General features: G+C 54.0%; 13 protein-coding genes. 3 read left to right on the top strand and 10 right to left on the bottom strand.

Features of this window, described 5'->3' with window-relative positions; translation table 11 throughout:
- Positions 1-55 precede the first annotated feature (55 nt).
- Positions 56-310 (bottom strand): helix-turn-helix domain-containing protein, encoded by a 255-nt coding sequence (locus CKV94_RS03560; protein WP_003823492.1) that lies wholly within the window; start codon positions 308-310, stop codon positions 56-58.
- A 195-nt stretch (positions 311-505) separates the two neighbouring features.
- Between CKV94_RS03560 and CKV94_RS03565 the strand changes: the two genes are divergently transcribed.
- Positions 506-1,345 (top strand): XRE family transcriptional regulator, encoded by an 840-nt coding sequence (locus CKV94_RS03565; protein WP_003823493.1) that lies wholly within the window; start codon positions 506-508, stop codon positions 1,343-1,345.
- On the opposite strand, the gene CKV94_RS11085 is transcribed toward CKV94_RS03565, so the two are convergent.
- The 6 genes from CKV94_RS11085 to CKV94_RS03600 all read right to left on the bottom strand — a co-directional run bounded on the left by CKV94_RS11085 (position 1,342) and on the right by CKV94_RS03600 (position 10,696).
- The gene (locus CKV94_RS11085) at positions 1,342-1,566 is read right to left on the bottom strand and encodes a hypothetical protein (protein WP_155114512.1); all 225 of its coding nucleotides are present in this window, start codon (positions 1,564-1,566) and stop codon (positions 1,342-1,344) included. The two genes, CKV94_RS03565 and CKV94_RS11085, sit on opposite strands and share 4 nt — an antisense overlap.
- A 57-nt stretch (positions 1,567-1,623) precedes the next feature.
- On the bottom strand, positions 1,624-2,643 hold the full coding sequence (locus CKV94_RS03570) for an ABC transporter permease (RefSeq protein WP_003823495.1): 1,020 nt from the start codon (positions 2,641-2,643) through the stop codon (positions 1,624-1,626).
- Positions 2,606-3,580, bottom strand: coding sequence for an ABC transporter permease subunit (locus CKV94_RS03575; RefSeq protein WP_003823496.1), 975 nt, complete (start codon positions 3,578-3,580; stop codon positions 2,606-2,608). The genes CKV94_RS03570 and CKV94_RS03575 overlap by 38 nt, the downstream gene beginning before the upstream one ends.
- 315 nt (positions 3,581-3,895) lie before the next feature.
- Entirely contained in the window at positions 3,896-5,020 is a 1,125-nt protein-coding gene (locus CKV94_RS03585) for an ABC transporter ATP-binding protein (RefSeq protein WP_003823499.1), read from the bottom strand.
- 583 nt (positions 5,021-5,603) lie between these two features.
- Positions 5,604-6,134, bottom strand: coding sequence for an OmpA family protein (locus tag CKV94_RS03595; protein ID WP_003823503.1), 531 nt, complete (start codon positions 6,132-6,134; stop codon positions 5,604-5,606).
- A 77-nt stretch (positions 6,135-6,211) separates the two neighbouring features.
- The gene (locus tag CKV94_RS03600) at positions 6,212-10,696 is read right to left on the bottom strand and encodes an autotransporter outer membrane beta-barrel domain-containing protein (protein WP_003823504.1); all 4,485 of its coding nucleotides are present in this window, start codon (positions 10,694-10,696) and stop codon (positions 6,212-6,214) included.
- Between the two features lie 337 nt (positions 10,697-11,033).
- Here CKV94_RS03600 and coaBC point away from each other — a divergent pair, with 337 nt between their 5' ends.
- Complete coding sequence (coaBC, locus tag CKV94_RS03605) at positions 11,034-12,221, top strand: bifunctional phosphopantothenoylcysteine decarboxylase/phosphopantothenate--cysteine ligase CoaBC (RefSeq protein WP_003823505.1); 1,188 nt, start codon at positions 11,034-11,036, stop codon at positions 12,219-12,221.
- A gap of 162 nt (positions 12,222-12,383) precedes the next feature.
- Positions 12,384-13,190 (top strand): IS481 family transposase, encoded by an 807-nt coding sequence (locus tag CKV94_RS03610; protein WP_003823507.1) that lies wholly within the window; start codon positions 12,384-12,386, stop codon positions 13,188-13,190.
- Positions 13,191-13,325: 135 nt separating this feature from the next.
- On the opposite strand, the gene rpsO is transcribed toward CKV94_RS03610, so the two are convergent.
- The 3 genes from rpsO to CKV94_RS03625 form a co-directional block, all read right to left on the bottom strand.
- A complete protein-coding gene (gene rpsO, locus CKV94_RS03615) occupies positions 13,326-13,595 on the bottom strand; it encodes a 30S ribosomal protein S15 (protein WP_003823508.1) in 270 nt (89 codons plus the stop codon).
- A 249-nt stretch (positions 13,596-13,844) separates the two neighbouring features.
- On the bottom strand, positions 13,845-14,621 hold the full coding sequence (locus tag CKV94_RS03620) for a TrmH family RNA methyltransferase (RefSeq protein ID WP_003823510.1): 777 nt from the start codon (positions 14,619-14,621) through the stop codon (positions 13,845-13,847).
- A 174-nt stretch (positions 14,622-14,795) separates the two neighbouring features.
- Positions 14,796-15,839: a PTS transporter subunit IIC gene (locus CKV94_RS03625; protein WP_196761997.1), complete on the bottom strand. Its 1,044-nt coding sequence runs from the start codon at positions 15,837-15,839 to the stop codon at positions 14,796-14,798.
- Positions 15,840-15,934: the final 95 nt, after the last annotated feature.

The raw sequence follows: 15,934 nt of genomic DNA on the forward strand, positions 1-15,934 counted from the left end.
TACTAGACGGGATTTTAAGAGCGTGATTTTTTCGTTTTTATTCCGTACAATGCGCCTAAGCATTAACTGTTTTGTGAAGCGTTGGGCGGAAATTCCTAGCTGCATACCGTTGCGGCCAAATCTCCTCCGGCTTCATGCCTAGAGCGTCCGCGATAATGCGTTCAGCCTTGGGATACGGTTGGGAAAGGGCATTCTTTAAGGTGTTCGGCCCCAAGCCGCTGGCGATAGATAAAGCTCTTACTGACCAGCCTACTTTTTTAAGCGCAGCAACCACATCCGCGCGATGCCAGTCTGCTGTATTTTTTTGCATTTTGATTCACTCCTTTTGCTTAACGTTATGTCCATGCTTGTTTGCTTAGCGTGTCGGCATATTAAACGTAAATCTTAAAAGATTCAAGGTTAATCTTGAATATTTGGCTATTTTTTAGCTACTCCTTTGAATATTTTGTATATTTAGGTTTAGTTTAACGTTAAACTTATTTTTATAAAAAGGTTAAACTTAGACATGAGCAACTCAAACCTACAATTTGCCGACAGAATGGCGAAAATTTTAGAGCTTTTTAACGGAAACGTTTCAGAGCTTGCCAGGCAGGCAGGTATTGCCCCACCTTCCGCACAGAGATGGATTGACGGAGAGTCTGACCCGAAAATGAGCAATCTATTACGGCTTGCTGATGCGACCAATGTAAATCTGCTGTGGCTGGCAACTGGACAAGGGCCTATGTTTGCCTCAGGTGCTAACCGCTTAAAAGAACCTCAGGCATCCTATAACGTTTCCGAGCAAGACGAAGGCCGCCGGCTGCTGCAACAGCGGCTGGCTGAAACGAAAAATACATTGAACAATATTAGAAAAGCCGAACGTGGAGAGTCGACCGGAGAAGGTTGTGCCTTTGACGTACAAGGCAGGCCTGTTGATATAGATGAGTTTGTATTTATCCCGTTATATGACGTGGCTTTATCAGCCGGGCATGGTGCATGGGCAGATGATATACCGCCAAAATCTACCTTGGCTTTCCGGCGCGACTGGTTGGAAGCATTTGTTACAACAGATTTTAATAACTTATCTGTAGTTATGGTTAAGGGCGACAGCATGGCCGGTGTCCTCAACGACAAAGATGCCATCCTCGTCGACCACAGCCGCACTGAGGCTAGTGACGGCCTGTATGCCCTCCGGATCGGTAACGAAATCTTTGTAAAACGGGTACAACGCTTGCCTCATGCTCTGCTGGTTACCAGCGAGAACCCACAATACAAGCCCTTTGAGGTGCCCCTGCAAAACGGTGACAATAGCGATAGCAGCGTGAGCATCATCGGCAAGGTGGTATGGCTAGGTCGTGCCCTTTAACCGGCGTTTAACACCCGGTTAAATCCAGCCCATTTTTTCCGCTTTTTTACCCACTCCCATCCATTCCCTGACCATTCTGCACCAAAATTCTGCCCATTTTTGACCAGTTTTTGGAAAAATAAAGCGCCACGGTTTCCGGATAAGAAAATGGCCGTAATCCCCGTCATTAAAGGATTGCGGCCATTTTTTTGTTCCCGGTCTTCCGATGCAAAATATATCACTCCCCCAGTGTAGCCTTTATTTCAAACTGAGCTTATTGCCTCACCATTTCGGCAATGCTAATCCTCCGAAACCTCATCGGTTGCTGCAGGCTCTTCCGCATGGTCATCTGCCTCCTGCGCAGCCTCTTCAGCTTCAATCAGCGCGGAGGGTGGCGGAGCGGCTGTTGCCGCTGCGGCTTCTTGGGCTTGTTTGTAGGCCAGGGCGGCTTCGCGGTCGCGTTTGTTTACGCGGCGCATCATGAGGTAGTTGCCGGTGATGACGAGGGTGCCGATGATGGTGATCAGGAAGGTGGCCAGCACGTTCATCTGCGGGTTCACGCCGCGTTTTACTTTGGCAAAAATCAGCTGCGGCAGGGTGGTGTAGTTGGGGCCGCTGAGGAAGGAGGTGATTACCAGGTCGTCCATGGAAAGGGTCATGGCGAGCAGGAAACCGGAAGCGATGGCGGGAGCGATCAGCGGCAGGGTGATCACCCAAAAAATCTTCCACGGCTTGGCGCCCAAATCCTGTGCAGCTTCTTCCAAGGATTGGTCGAGCTCGCCCAGGCGAGTGCGGATCACCACGGTAACGTAGGCCATGCACAGGGTGGTATGACCAAGCCAAATGGTGAACCAGCCGCGCTCAAATTGCAGCCAGCTCAGGCTGGAACCGCGCAGCAAGGCCTGCACCTGCAAAATCAGCATCACCAGCGAGATGCCGGTGATGATGTCGGGCATCACCATAGGGGCAGACACCATGCCGGTAAACAAGGTGCTGCCGCGGAAGCGTTTGATGCGCGCCAGGGCATAGGCGGCCATGGTGCCGAGCACCACGGCGGCGGCGGAGGAAATAAGGGCGATGCGGATGGAGAGCCAGGTGGCTTCCAAAATCTCGCTGTTATTCAGCAGCGCGCCGTACCATTTGGTGGAGAAGCCGCCCCATACGGTAACCAGCTCGGAGCGGTTGAAGGAATACACCACCAGCACCAGCAGCGGGATATAGAGGAAGGCCAGCCCCAAAAACAGGCAGATGCGCAGAAACCAGGTGGACGATGTAGATTTTCTAGCCACGGCGCGCTCCTTCCAGCTGTTTGGCTTCATGACGGTGGAACAGGCCGATAGGCACCACCAAAAGCAGCACCATCACCACGGCCATGGCCGAGGCGAGCGGCCAGTCGTTTTGGGTGAAGAAGGCCTGCCACAGGGCTTTACCGATCATCAGGTGTTCGGGCCCGCCCACCAAATCGGGAATCACAAATTCGCCCACCGCCGGGATAAACACCAGCATGGAGCCGGCGATGATGCCGCTTTTGGAGAGCGGCAGGGTGATGGAGAAAAACGATTTCACCGGCCCGGCGCCCAAATCGGCAGAGGCTTCAAGCAGGCGGTTATCCAGCTTTAATAGCTGGGTGTACAGCGGCAGCACCATAAAGGGCAGATAGGTGTACACCATCACAATATTGAGCGAGAAACTGTTGTAGAACATGTCCAGCGGCTGGTTAATCCAACCCCAACGCAACAGCAGGTTGTTGATGATGCCGTTTTGCGAAAGCAGGCCCATCCAGGCGTACACGCGCAGCAGCAGTGAAGTCCAAAACGGCAGCATAATGGCCAAGAGCAGCGGGTTGCGCCATTTTTCGCGGCTGCGCGAGATGGCGTAGGCGATGGGGTAGCCGGCCAGCAGGCAAATCAGCGTGGTGGTGATGGCGGTTTTGATAGAAAGCAGGTAGATGTGCACATACAGGTTGCTGCCGGATTTATCGGCAAACGGGTTGAGTCCGAGCCACAGCGACGACCAGAAATTCTCGAAAATGCCGGTGTAGTTCAGGTAGCTCAGGGAAATATTCACACGTCCGGCCGCTTCGTCCACCGTGTAGAGCGGGGTGTAGGGCGGAATCGAGGTGGCTTGCTCGGCCAGGCTGATTTTCAACACGAAGAAGAAGGGGATCAGGAAGAGCACCAGCAGCCACAAATAAGGTATGCCGATAACCAGCCCCTGCCCGGGGCTGAGTTTGCGTTTTAAAGCCTGCCATTTCATTTTTCAGGTAGCCTCTCTTGCTTACCCTGGCCTGAAAGTGCGGTTTCAGGTTTCAGGTAGCCTTTTTATGTTCGGCTGCCTTGCCGAACCGGTATGTTGGTCTTAACTGTGTTGCAACCGCGTTTTGGCTTTGCGGGAACTCGATCCGCTCCGCAGAAACTTCGCTTCGCTACGTTTTATAGTGAATTAAAATAAAAATGAGACAAGGCGGCAACGCCCGCCGTGTACGGGTAGTACATAAGGGCGTTGGCAACGCCGTATCATTGCAATTTTAATCCACTATAACTGCGTTGAAGCTTCGCTTTCAGGTAGCCTTTAGCGGGTGAGCGGCACGGGCTGGTTGGCCGGCCAGCTCAGATACACGGTTTCGTCCCAAGTGGGCGGCTCCAGGTTGGCCAAATACCAATAAGACGACAGCACCTGGCTTTTCACCATGCGCCCGCTGGGCAGCTGCACATGATAAATAGCGAAGCTGCCCAAATAGGCGATTTCCTTCACCGTGCCGATGGTCCAGTTGTGTTCGCCCACATTGGCCGGCTTTTCCTTGTGCATATTGATGTCTTCCGGGCGGATGCTGACCCACATGGTCTGCTCTTCCGGTCCAGCCACGCTGTGGTCGATGAGGATATTCTGCGCCAGCTCGGGGCAGTCGATTTCGGCATGGTCGGCCTCATCCACCACCAAATGTCCCTCAAAGATATTGGTTTCGCCAATGAATTCGGCGGTGAAGCGGCTGTTGGGGAAGTCGTACACCTCGCGCGGCGTACCCACTTGTTGCAACTGCCCTTCCGACATAATGGCGATGCGCGTGGCCATGGTCATGGCTTCTTCTTGGTCGTGCGTTACCATGATGCAGGTTACGCCCACTTTCTCCAGCGTATCCACCAATTCCAGCTGGGTTTGCTGGCGCAGGTTTTTATCCAGCGCACCCAGAGGCTCGTCCAGCAGCAAAAGTTTGGGCTGTTTGGCCAGCGCGCGGGCCAGCGCGATACGTTGCTGCTGCCCGCCGGAAAGCTGGTGCGGCTTGCGTTTGGCGTATTTGCTCATCTGTACCAGGCGCAGCATTTCCTCCACCCGTTCGGCAATCTGGTCTTTGGGCATTTTGTCCTGCTTCAGGCCGAAGGCGATGTTCTGCTCCACCGTCATGTGCGGAAACAGGGCGTAGCTTTGGAACATCATGTTAATCGGCCTGTCGTAGGGCGGCAGGCGGGTGATGTCTTGCCCGTCCAAAATAATCTTGCCCTGATCCGGCGTTTCCATACCCGCCAGCATACGCAGCAATGTGGACTTGCCCGAGCCGGAACTGCCCAACAGGGCGAAGATTTCGTGTCGGTCGATATCCAAATCGATGTGGTCCACCGCATAATTCTCGCCGTAGGTTTTCACCACGTCTTTGATTTGCAGATAGGGCTTTTGGGGAGGAATATATTTTTCAGACATGGGCACAGGGCTCCGCAGCAGTTGCAAACCGGCTTCCGCACGGGAAGCCGCAGGTGGCAGTTTGTGTATGCTTGTTCAAAATAGCAACGAGGTAAAAATGGTGGCATTGAAGCGGCAAGGCGCTTCGCCCCGTATCGTCTTTCTATTTCAAGCGATATAGTGGATTAACAAAAATCAGGACAAGGCGGCGAGCCGCAGACAGTACAAATAGTACGGCAAGGCGAGCCAACACTGTACTGGTTTAAATTTAATTCACTATAAATCACAGACTGCAAAGCGTAATTGTAGGATAGAGCACCGGCAGGGGCAATGAAAAAAACCGAATGCGCCCGCTTTTCGCCGATTCGGCAGGGAAAGTGTTGCCGACTGAAGGCATGCCGGTGCTGTAAAAGGCTACCTGAAAGCTGCCCGGCCAAGTCAACAAGCCATCATTCCCTTTTTCAGGTAGCCTCAACTCATACCCAAGATTTCAAACAATCCAATACCTTGGTTTAACCAGAGAAAAGGCTACCTGAAATTTCAGCTTCGCGGCAATTCCGCTCTGCTGCGTTTCAGGTAGCCTCGATTCCAACTGGCTGAACTACTATTGCGCTGCTGTGCCGGAAATATCCACAGTAACGCGGCGGTCAGGCTGCAGGCAGGCTTTCAGAGCCGCAGTAGCACGGGTGCCGGTACAAGCCGTAGTAACTGGCTGGCTTTCGCCGGCGCTGGCTACGCTGATGGGGGCTTGCACGCCTTTGTCCTGCAGATAGTTTTTCACTGTTTGAGCACGCCGCAGGCCGAGATTGTAGTTGTATTGCTCGCTGCCGAGGCGGTCGGTGTGGCCGGTGAGGGCAATGCTGTCGATATGAGCTTGACGGCTAACGAGGTTTTCGGCTAAGCGGTCGAGGGTGGCTTTGCCTTCGGGCAACATATCGGCGGCATCCGATTGGTTGAAGCGGAACAGGGCATCAGCCGAGAGGTTGATGCGCTCAACTTGCGGCGCTGCCACAACGGGTTGCGCAACAGGCGCTTCTTCGGCACACCAGCGGTGGTGCACGTCGCGGGCGGCGGCTTGGCTGCTCAAACCGGTGGCCAAGGCGGTGAGGAGGAGGGTTTTTGTAATCTGATTCATTGTATTCAATCCTTGTTGGGGCTACCTGAAAACTGTTCGTTCAAACTTTTTCAGGTAGCCTTTGCTGCATCAAACGCTTACTTCCAAGTGTATTTGAAACCTACGCTGCCACGATAACCATGGCGGCTGGTGCTGCCAAAGTTGTGTTGGTAGCGGGCATCGCCATACACATAGGCGTTGCGGGATACGGGCAGCTGGGCGCCGAGGCCAACTTCGCCCCAAGTGGCGTTGCGTTTCTCGCGCACATTGTCTTCACCAATATCTACGCCATGCGGCTTGATAAAGTCGTGCCATACGTTGGCCACGGCATAGAAGGTGTTGGTACGCAGGCTGCGGCTGGGGCCGTTGTAGGCCAAGCGGGCGCCGAGGCGGCCGCGCAAGCTGTGCTGCTTGTCTTGGCTAACTTGTCGGATACCGTCGTTGAAATCTTTGAGACCAACGTATTGGTATACCAGTTGTGCCTGCGGCTCAATCAGCCAGCCACCTTGGTTATTGGCATGGCTGCCTAAGGCAAACGGACGGCCAATTTCGGCAGAAAGGGCAGCGCCCCAGCCGTTTTGTTTCACGCTGGCACTGTCGCGATCTTGGTATTTATTACGCAACCAGCTCAGCTGGCCAACCAAGTCGAAGTAGCTGCCGTTGGCGGCATAGTAGGTGTTGCTCAGGCCCAAGCTAACCGCATCGGAGGTGCCTTTGCCGCTGTAGTGGTCAGGGCTGATGCTGCCGTTTACAGCACGATAGCGGTCAAAGAAATCGGTACTGGCTCGGGTGTAGGCCAGGTAGCCGCCGGTGAGACGGTGGCCGCCTTTATCATTGTGGTGAACAGCGAAGTCGTGGCCAATCTGGAAGCCGCCCATTTTGGTTTCAAAATTGAAGCGTTCTTTGCCATCACTATCGAGGCGGCTGCCCAGGAGGCGGGTCCAAGTTTGGCCTTTGGCTTGCTCTCCGCAACGGGCGCAATCATCCCAAGCCAGGGTTTGGTTCTCGCCACGGCGCTCGTGCAGGGTGCCGATGGTGTGGTGGCCAATTTCTTGGTTCACTTGCGGCATCAACACATAACCGGCTACGGCAGGGGCGTAAATGTAGGTCGACGGACCGGCGTTGGGGTCGGCAAACAGCGTCCAGGCATACACGTTTTTACCACCAGCAGTGCTCTTCAATACAAGCTGAGCTTGGCCGGCATTGGTGGTATTAGCCGTACCGGTAAAGATAGCATTGCTGTCAGGCTGACCTTCTTGCTGATTAGGGGCGTTAGCACTCGGGGTTTCTACAGTAACCACGTCAGACGAGAATTGCTGGGCGTTGGTTTTGCTGATGTTGCCGATGATGCCGTTCGGCGTGCTAACCACGGTAGTGCCGCTAGCAGTGCCTTTGATGATCAGGTGGTCAGAATCTTTGTCGGCATCGCTGTTCCACAGGGTGTTCACCACCAATTTACCGTTATTGCCGGTGTAGTCGCCGTTTACGGTGATGGTTTTGTAGTTGCCAACAGCAGCGGTAATCGGTGTAGCAAAGGCTACGGTGCCGGCATTATCCAGGCTGGTTACGGTGGAATTGCCGGTATTGTTCCAAGTGGTACCGTTAGCCAGCTCCACGGAAGAAGTACCTGCCGCCAGCGACATAACACCATTCAACACCGCACCATTAGTGGCAACGAGAGAGTTGGTACCAGCAACTGAATTGAATATGTTGGTGGTACCGGTTACCGTACCGCCATTAACGTTGATGGTGTTGTTGCCAGCATTGGCTCGCAAAGCATCACCATTGGCTTTCACCGTTGCGTTGTTCAGGTTGGCTGTACCGTTATTCAGCGTTTGTACGGCAACGCTGTTGGCACCCTTCAGATCAAGGTTACCTGAATAGTCTACTGTACCGCTGTTTTGTGCGGTGTATCCGGTTACGCCAGCTGCGTTGGTAGTGGTGTTCAGCTCAGAAACCAGTTTGGTGGTGTTATCACTGGCGCTACCTGCAATCAGTTGATTCTCCAAACCATAGCTTTTGCCATCTGCCTTACCGATGGTGGCACCAGTGGCGCTGTCAGCAACGGTTGCCGTGCCCTTCAGATTGCCAGTCGCACCGCCGGACACCAGCGCAACAGTTGCGCCGTTTCCAGTGAGGTTGAACGTACCATTATTTACTGTGATGGTGGATGCTTTGTTGGCATTGGCATCTTTGCCGTTGCTGGCCAAGATGACTGCATCTTTACCGGAAGCGGTTACGTTCAAACTTGCCGCATTAATGGTACCGCCTGCTTCCGCACGGAATAGAGTGGAGTTTTCAGTAGTAATATCGGTATTATTAGCCAAAGCCGCTACATTGGCGGTGGCTGAACCACCGTGAATATAGTAAGCGATTTGGTTTTTTGCGTTGTTGGCGTCATCGAACACGGTTGTCATGTTCGAATTCACTTCCATCACTGAGTTGCCGCGCGCATGGGCACCGATTACGTTATCGCCTTTCAGCGTCAGCGTACCATCCACCACCACATCAGCCTTACCTGTGCCTCGTCCTTCAGCATAGATGCCGTAGTTACGGGTAGCAGTGTTGGCGCTGGTTTCTTCCACGATAATTTTGCTGCTGGCAGTATTGGTAATCTTGGCCGTATGACCAGCTTCGGCCACAATATTCTCACCCACAGCATTGGTGCCGCTCACATTAATTGTGCCGGCATTAGTGATTTGTGCAGCCCCGGAATTTTGTGCTTGAACACCGATATTCTGCTTCGGCTGACCGCCTGCTACCGTAGCATTGCCCAGTACATTAATGACACTGTTCGCACCCAAATTAACCGTAGTCGAGGCATTGCCATTACTTGCCCTAACAGCGGTTGCACCTTGGGTTTCCTTACCGATGGTAATAGTGCCATCGTGATTTACGGTAGCATTGTTGCCTCTCACCAAGATACCAACCTGATCGGAGGTGTTGCCGATTAAGGTAGTGGGCGCGTTCTTGCTATATTGTGCGGTACGACCGATGAAAATTTCGCTGCCGGCTTCGCCCGTAAACGTACCATTATCTTCCACACGTACGCCATGTACAGGATTATTCGGCGTGTGATTCACCGCAACGTTAATAACACCGCCGGCCTGGTTTACAGCTGTGGCATTATTGTTTACCCGAATACCGTAGTTATTGAAATTTAGGTTGGGATAAGTGAAGCCGGCAACGTTGATGATACCGTCGTTTTTGAAAACGCCATTATTAGTAGCATTAACTGTTGTCCCTTCAACATAAACATCGTTTTTATTGGCCTGACCGGCTTTACTGGTATCAAAATTATCAGAAGCGTAATAGCCGCCAGAAATCACACCGTGGTTTTCACCGACACTACCCACACCACGCACAACCAAGCTGCTGAAGACGCCTGACAAATTAGCGCCTTCTTCAATAACGGCCTTACCGCCTTCTTCAGCCAACATACCGCCACCGGTATTTTGCCCGGTACGATGGTCGATTTGACCACCATTCTTCAATGTAGCAGTTGAGCCGCTGCCGGTAGCAGCCAAAACCCAAATTTCTTTGGTCGGCAGCAACGAATCTGGAGTGGGCGTAATGGGGTTAGGTTGTTCAAACTTATAATTTTGAGTTTTGGCAGCCTCATTGAACCAACGGTCATACGCTGCCTGTTGGGTTTCGCCAGGTTTGGCAAAACCTGGCGTGCCGATAGCCGGTTTCAAAACATTGTTGTTGTAATTGATCAGATCTTGTACTGTGTCGAGCCGATGGGAGCTGCCATCCATAAAGGTAACGGTTTTCGGCTGGAACAAAGTCTGGGTAATAGATAATTTATCGGATGCAACCACATTTTGCTCAAACCGGATGCGGTTTTTAGACGTCCATTCCGCCGAAGCGCCGTTTTCAGCCTGCACCATGCGCGTATCTTTTGCAGGCATTGGCGTGGCCGTACGGTTGGTGGCAACTGAATTATCCACCATAGCTGCATTGGGATCGCCCAAAGAGGCAATGATTTTGCTGCCGCTGCCGGTGGCGGTGCCGATGCGCATATCCACATAAACATCATTCCCCGTCGCCACGATGCTATCGATGTCCAACGCAGATATAAAGCCAATATTATTGTATACGTTAACGGTTTGATTGCTGCCGCTGATTGGGTCGGTAACAGTACGGGTTTCGCCTTTTTGGTTGGGGTTCACACGCTGCAAATCACCCAACTGCTGAAGAATCGTTGGATCGGTAAATAAATCACGCAGCTTACCGGCTCGGAACGAGCTGCCTGCTGATGTGATTTTGTTAATATCTGAAGTGGTTACAGTAACGGTATCACCATTATTAGCCAAAGCCTGACCAACCTTGCGGTCATTAACGGTTGCGCTGAATGTGCCCATATCACAGCTGCCACCGCTGGCTACAGTGCTGCCATTGCCACAAGTAGAAGCCGCTGCGGGCAAAGCAGATACGCCAAGACCAATTACCGCGGCAGAAGCCAGCAGCTTGGTGGCAGAGCTACTGGAAGACTTCTTCCGGCTAGCACGCTCCAATTCTGAGCACACCACCCAGGTGCCGCGCTCTTCAGAGTACACGATATTATAAATTTTATTCATTAAATTAACTCCTTAGGTGCAAATACGCTGACGCATTTGAACATGGTTTCAAATGCCCGCATACCGTTCCGCAAAATAAAAACGGCGGATTCTAGCATATGCAAGCAAGAGAACTAACGAAAACTTATCACCAACAACAGCAATTGATGGATAAAAGATACAAAACAGTAATACAACACATCTCATTGAAATAATTGCTCTAAATAGATACTGTTTCTCTGTTATCAGTGTGCAATAACTGGTTTCAGGTAGCCTTCCCTACCCAAAGGCTACCTGAAACACCCTGCCCATCCCTGTGTTACCATAGCGCCCATCTTTTCACATCACGCCATATACCATGCCCACCAAACACATCCTGCTCGGCATCAGCGGCGGCATTGCTGCCTATAAATCCTGCGAACTCGTGCGCCTGCTCAGAAAACAGGGGCATACCGTGAGCGTGGCCATGAGCCGCGCCGCTGCCGGTTTCATTTCTCCGCAAACCTTCCAAGCCCTGAGCGGGCACACTGTGTGGACGGACGATACTACCGACTCCGCCGACGGCATGGCACACATTCACCTCAGCCGTGAGGCCGATGTATTCCTCATCGCTCCCGCCAGCGCCAACACCTTGGCTAAAATCGCCCACGGCATGGCCGACAACCTACTCTCCACCCTGGCCGCCGCCCGCGCCTGCCCGCTGGCCGTTGCCCCCGCCATGAACGTGGAAATGTGGTGCAACCCGGCCAACCTGCGTAACATCGCCCAACTGCAGGCCGACGGCATCACCGTGTTCGGCCCCGCCAGCGGCAGCCAGGCCTGTGGCGAAACCGGCGAAGGCCGCATGCTCGAAGCCGCTGAATTGGCCGAACTGCTGCCCGATTTGTGGACGCCCAAACTGCTGGCCGGCAAACGCGTGTTGCTCACGGCCGGCGCCACCTTTGAAGCCATCGATCCCGTGCGCGGCATCACCAATCTGTCCAGCGGCCGCATGGGTGTGGCGCTGGCGCAGGCCTGCCGTGCCGCCGGGGCGGAAGTGGTGCTGGTGGCCGGGCAGCTTCAGGTAGCCCTGCCCGCCGGGGTGGCCATGCACAATGCCCACAGCGCACGTGAAATGCACGAAGCTGTAATGCGGGAAGTAGGCAGCTGCGACGTATTCATCAGCGTGGCCGCCGTGGCTGACTACCACGTGGCCAACCGCAGCGCCGAAAAGCTGAAAAAAGACGGCAGCGGCACGCCGCCCGTTATCGAATTGGCCGAAAACCCAGACATCCTCGCCGCCGTGGCTCGGCTGCCCAACGCGCCCTTCTGCGTGGGTTTTGCCGCCGAAAGCCATAACGTGCTCGAGCACGCCCGCGCCAAACGGCTGCGCAAAGGCGTGCCGCTGATCGTGGCCAACCACGCCGTCAGCGCCATGGGCAGCGGCAACAACCAAGTAACACTCATCAGCGATTCAGCCGAAACCGCGCTACCGGAAATGGGCAAACGCGATACCGCTGATGCCATCGTGGCCGAAATCGCCCGCCTGCTGGAAAAGGCTACCTGAAAGCCTGCCCTATGGCTGCAGAGCGGTTTTCATACCAAAAGAGCAGGAAGGAGAACCAACGCAGCAGCCCAAAAGCAGGGCTTGAACGATACTATTTTCAGGTAGCCTTACGTGTAGAAACCAGTAGCGTTGTTTACAGTATTTCCAGGAGAATACTGAAACATGAACATGCACAAAAACACCCGTCTCACCCCGCACCACCGCCAAGCCATTTGGCTAGCCTACACGCAGGAGAAGGAAAGCGTCACCTCCCTAGCTCGCCGCTACCAAGTCAGCCGCGTCACCATCTACCGCGCACTTAAAGCCGCAAGGGGCAGGCTGCTCAAACCCCAAACCAGTACCAACAACCGTTTCAAACAGGCAAAGTACGGAATGAAACGCCTGGCCAAGGTAGAACGCAGCATTCAGGAAAAACTTAAAAAGCAGGCCAAACGCTACAATAAATCCTACCCCGGAGAGCTGGTGCATCTCGACACCAAACGGCTGCCGCTGCTCAAAGGGCAGAAAGCTACCGATAAGCGGGATTACCTGTTTGTCGCCATCGACGATTTCTCAAGGGAGCTATACGCTGCCATTTTGCCGGACAAAACCGCAGACAGCGCCGCCAAGTTTCTGGCCGAACAAGTCATCGAACCCTGTCCGTATCTGATCGAGTGTGTATATTCGGACAACGGCAGCGAATACAAAGGAGGGGCAAATCATGCCTTTGGCGTTACCTGTTGGGAAAACGGCATTAATCAAAAGTTTACCCGTCCTGCCCGTCCGCAGACCAACGGTAAGGCGGAGCGGGTTATCCGTACCCTGATGGAGATGTGGCATGAGAAACAGTCGTTTGACAGTCCGGAGCATCGGCAAAAGGAGTTGTGCCGATTTGTTAATTTCTATAATACGGTGAAGCCGCACGGTAGTCTGGGCGGCGATACGCCGTTTGAGGTCTTGCAGGCTTATTTTTCTCAACCTGTGGTGTAAACAACGCGATGATTTACTACAGGCTTCCAAAGGAAGCTAAGTTGCTGCCAAGCTAAAATGCAACTGTAATGCAGCTAAAACAAAAAAACCGTGCCGCCGGAAAGCTCCAGCGGCACGGTTTTTATTGGGCAAAGATTACTTACGCAGATTCAAGCGGGTAATCACATCGCGGTAGGTATCCACATCGGTATTGCGCAGGTAGGCCAACAGGCGGCGGCGGGCGCTCACCATTTTCAACAGGCCGCGGCGGCTGTGGAAATCTTTCGGGTTGGCTTTGAAGTGCGGAGCCAGATCGTTGATGCGGAAAGTCAAGAGAGCGATTTGCACTTCAGAAGAGCCGGTATCGCCTTCTTTGCGCTGGAAATCTTTGATGATTTGCGCTTTTTGTTCTACGGTTAATGCCATAATAAAACTCCAAAAATATAGCCTTGCGGCCGGACAAGCTGGCCGAGCCGGGAAGACCCACGCCAACTCCTAATGCCTGCTAAAACAGGCAGGCGCGAATTATGGCACAAAACCGCTGCCAAAAACAGCCGCATAGGCAAAATCGCACTAAAGATGATGCCGCCATGCAACCAAAAGGCTACCTGAAAACCCAGCTTTCTTTGGAAGCCTCGTTTTCAGGTAGCCTTTTAGCCGAAAACCGAACTTCCGCTACAACCGCTGCCGCATCTGCTCAAACAAGCAAACGGTGGCCGCCATCGCCACGTTCAGCGATTCGGTTTGTACCGCCATCGGAATATGCACGAGGCGGCTGGCGGCAGCCAGCATAGTTTCGCTCACGCCCGCGCCTTCGTTACCAAACAGCCAGGCGGCTGGCGCGCGCAAATCGCAATCGTACAGGCTCACGCTATTGCGGTGCAGCGCGGTGGCCAGCAGCGGCACATGGCATCGCTCCCGCCACGCCGCCAAATCCGGCTCAACAAATAAACGCAGCGCGAAATGTGCCCCCATGCCGGCGCGTAACACCTTGGGCGACCACGCATCGGCACAATCAGCGGAAAGCACCACCTGCCCCACACCCGCTGCTGCCGCGCTGCGCAGAATCGTGCCGATATTGCCCGGGTCTTGAATGCGTTCCAACACCACACAATCGGCCTCAGCATCAAACGGCTCAGTAGGCGGCAGCGCAATCAGCGCGGTGATTTCTTCGGCATCGGAGAGGCTGGTGATTTTCTGCAAGGCCGCACCCGCCGTCTGTACCACCCGTTCGGGTGACAGCTGCGAGAGCAGCCGCGCGGTTTCCGGCTGCTGCATTTTGCTTGCCGGCACATAAACTTGCAACACCTGCCCGCCAGCCTGCAAATAGGCGGAGAGCAAATGCACCCCTTCCAGCACAGCCTGCCCGCTCTCGCGGCGCGCACGGGCACTGCGCAGCAGTTTGGCCAGATGTTTGAGCGTGGGGTTTTGGGCGGATTCGATGGTGTTCATGGCAGCAGATTATATAGCAGGGCAAGGTAATTTTGCTTGTTCAGACAGCCTTTCGGCACACAAACCAAGGCTACCTGAAAACGAGGGTTCCGTAGGAAGACGAGTTTCTGCGAAGCTAAAGCACTGGCTTCAACGAAATTAAAACTGCTTTCCCATTTTTCAGGTAGCCTCTTTTCATGACACATCAATCTTGTAATCTTCCGGCGCAATCCATTTAAGCTTATTCACAAACAGCCAGTCCACTGCAAACGCCCCGGCCACGGGCACAATCACAAACACCAGCAGCGACACCGCCAGCTGCCCCGCACCCCAGCCGGCGAGTTTCAAATGGTTCACCGGGCCGATGAGGCCGCTGATGCCGAAACCCGCGCTAAATTCCGTGCCTTGGATTTGAAACAGCGAAGCCAGCACCCCAGCCAGCGCAGCATTGAGCATAATCGGCAGCAAGAGCTTGGGTTTAGCCACGATATTGGGCATGGAAAGCTTGGGCGAACCCACAAAATGCGCCGCGCAAGTGCCCAACGGGTTCACCCGCCGCCCGGCCACGGCCAGCGAAAACGCACAGGCGCAAATGCCCAAATTGGCTGCACCCGAGCCCACGCCAGCCAAATGAATCGCCGTGGCAATACCCACGGATGACACCGGCGACACAATCAGGCAGGCAAACGCGATGGCAATCAACACCGCCATCAGCGTTTGCTCCAGCGTGAGCAGGTGGGCAATCCACGAGCCCAGCAGCTGCGAAAAGGCGATGAAATACGGAAACGCCAGCCGCCCCAACGCGCCCGCCACAAACAGGCTCACCACAGGTACCACCAAAATCGCATAGCCGCGCACCTTGCCGCGCAGCAGCACAATCAGGCCGACGGCAATACCGGCAGTGAACACCATGGTGAAAATATCGCCCGTACCCTTGAGCTGGATGATGCCGTCGGCAAAACGCACCGCTCCGCCGGCGGCCATGGTAGCCAGCCCCACCGAAATCGATTCAATCGGCGTGAATTTAAACATATAGCCGATGGCCACGCCCACGGCGATGCCGACCATGGCGTTGGTGGCGCCGATCATTTGCGTAAGCATGCCCAGCGGCTCGCAATACGGCGTGAGCGCCTTAAACAATTCGCCCAACAGCGCGCCCGGCACGAGGGCAACCACAATGCCTAAGGCCGATCCGTTGAGCAGGTGCATCATGAAGGATTTTGGGGTGAGCTTTTCCACGATTTTGCTCCTGTTGGTTGTATTGAGATAGTTGGCTTGACTATAGACCTGCTGCCAAAAGATCGTCAATTTGGTGGAGAATATTTTCAGGTAGC

It is taken from the genome of Eikenella corrodens (assembly GCF_900187105.1).
Classification (GTDB): domain Bacteria; phylum Pseudomonadota; class Gammaproteobacteria; order Burkholderiales; family Neisseriaceae; genus Eikenella; species Eikenella corrodens.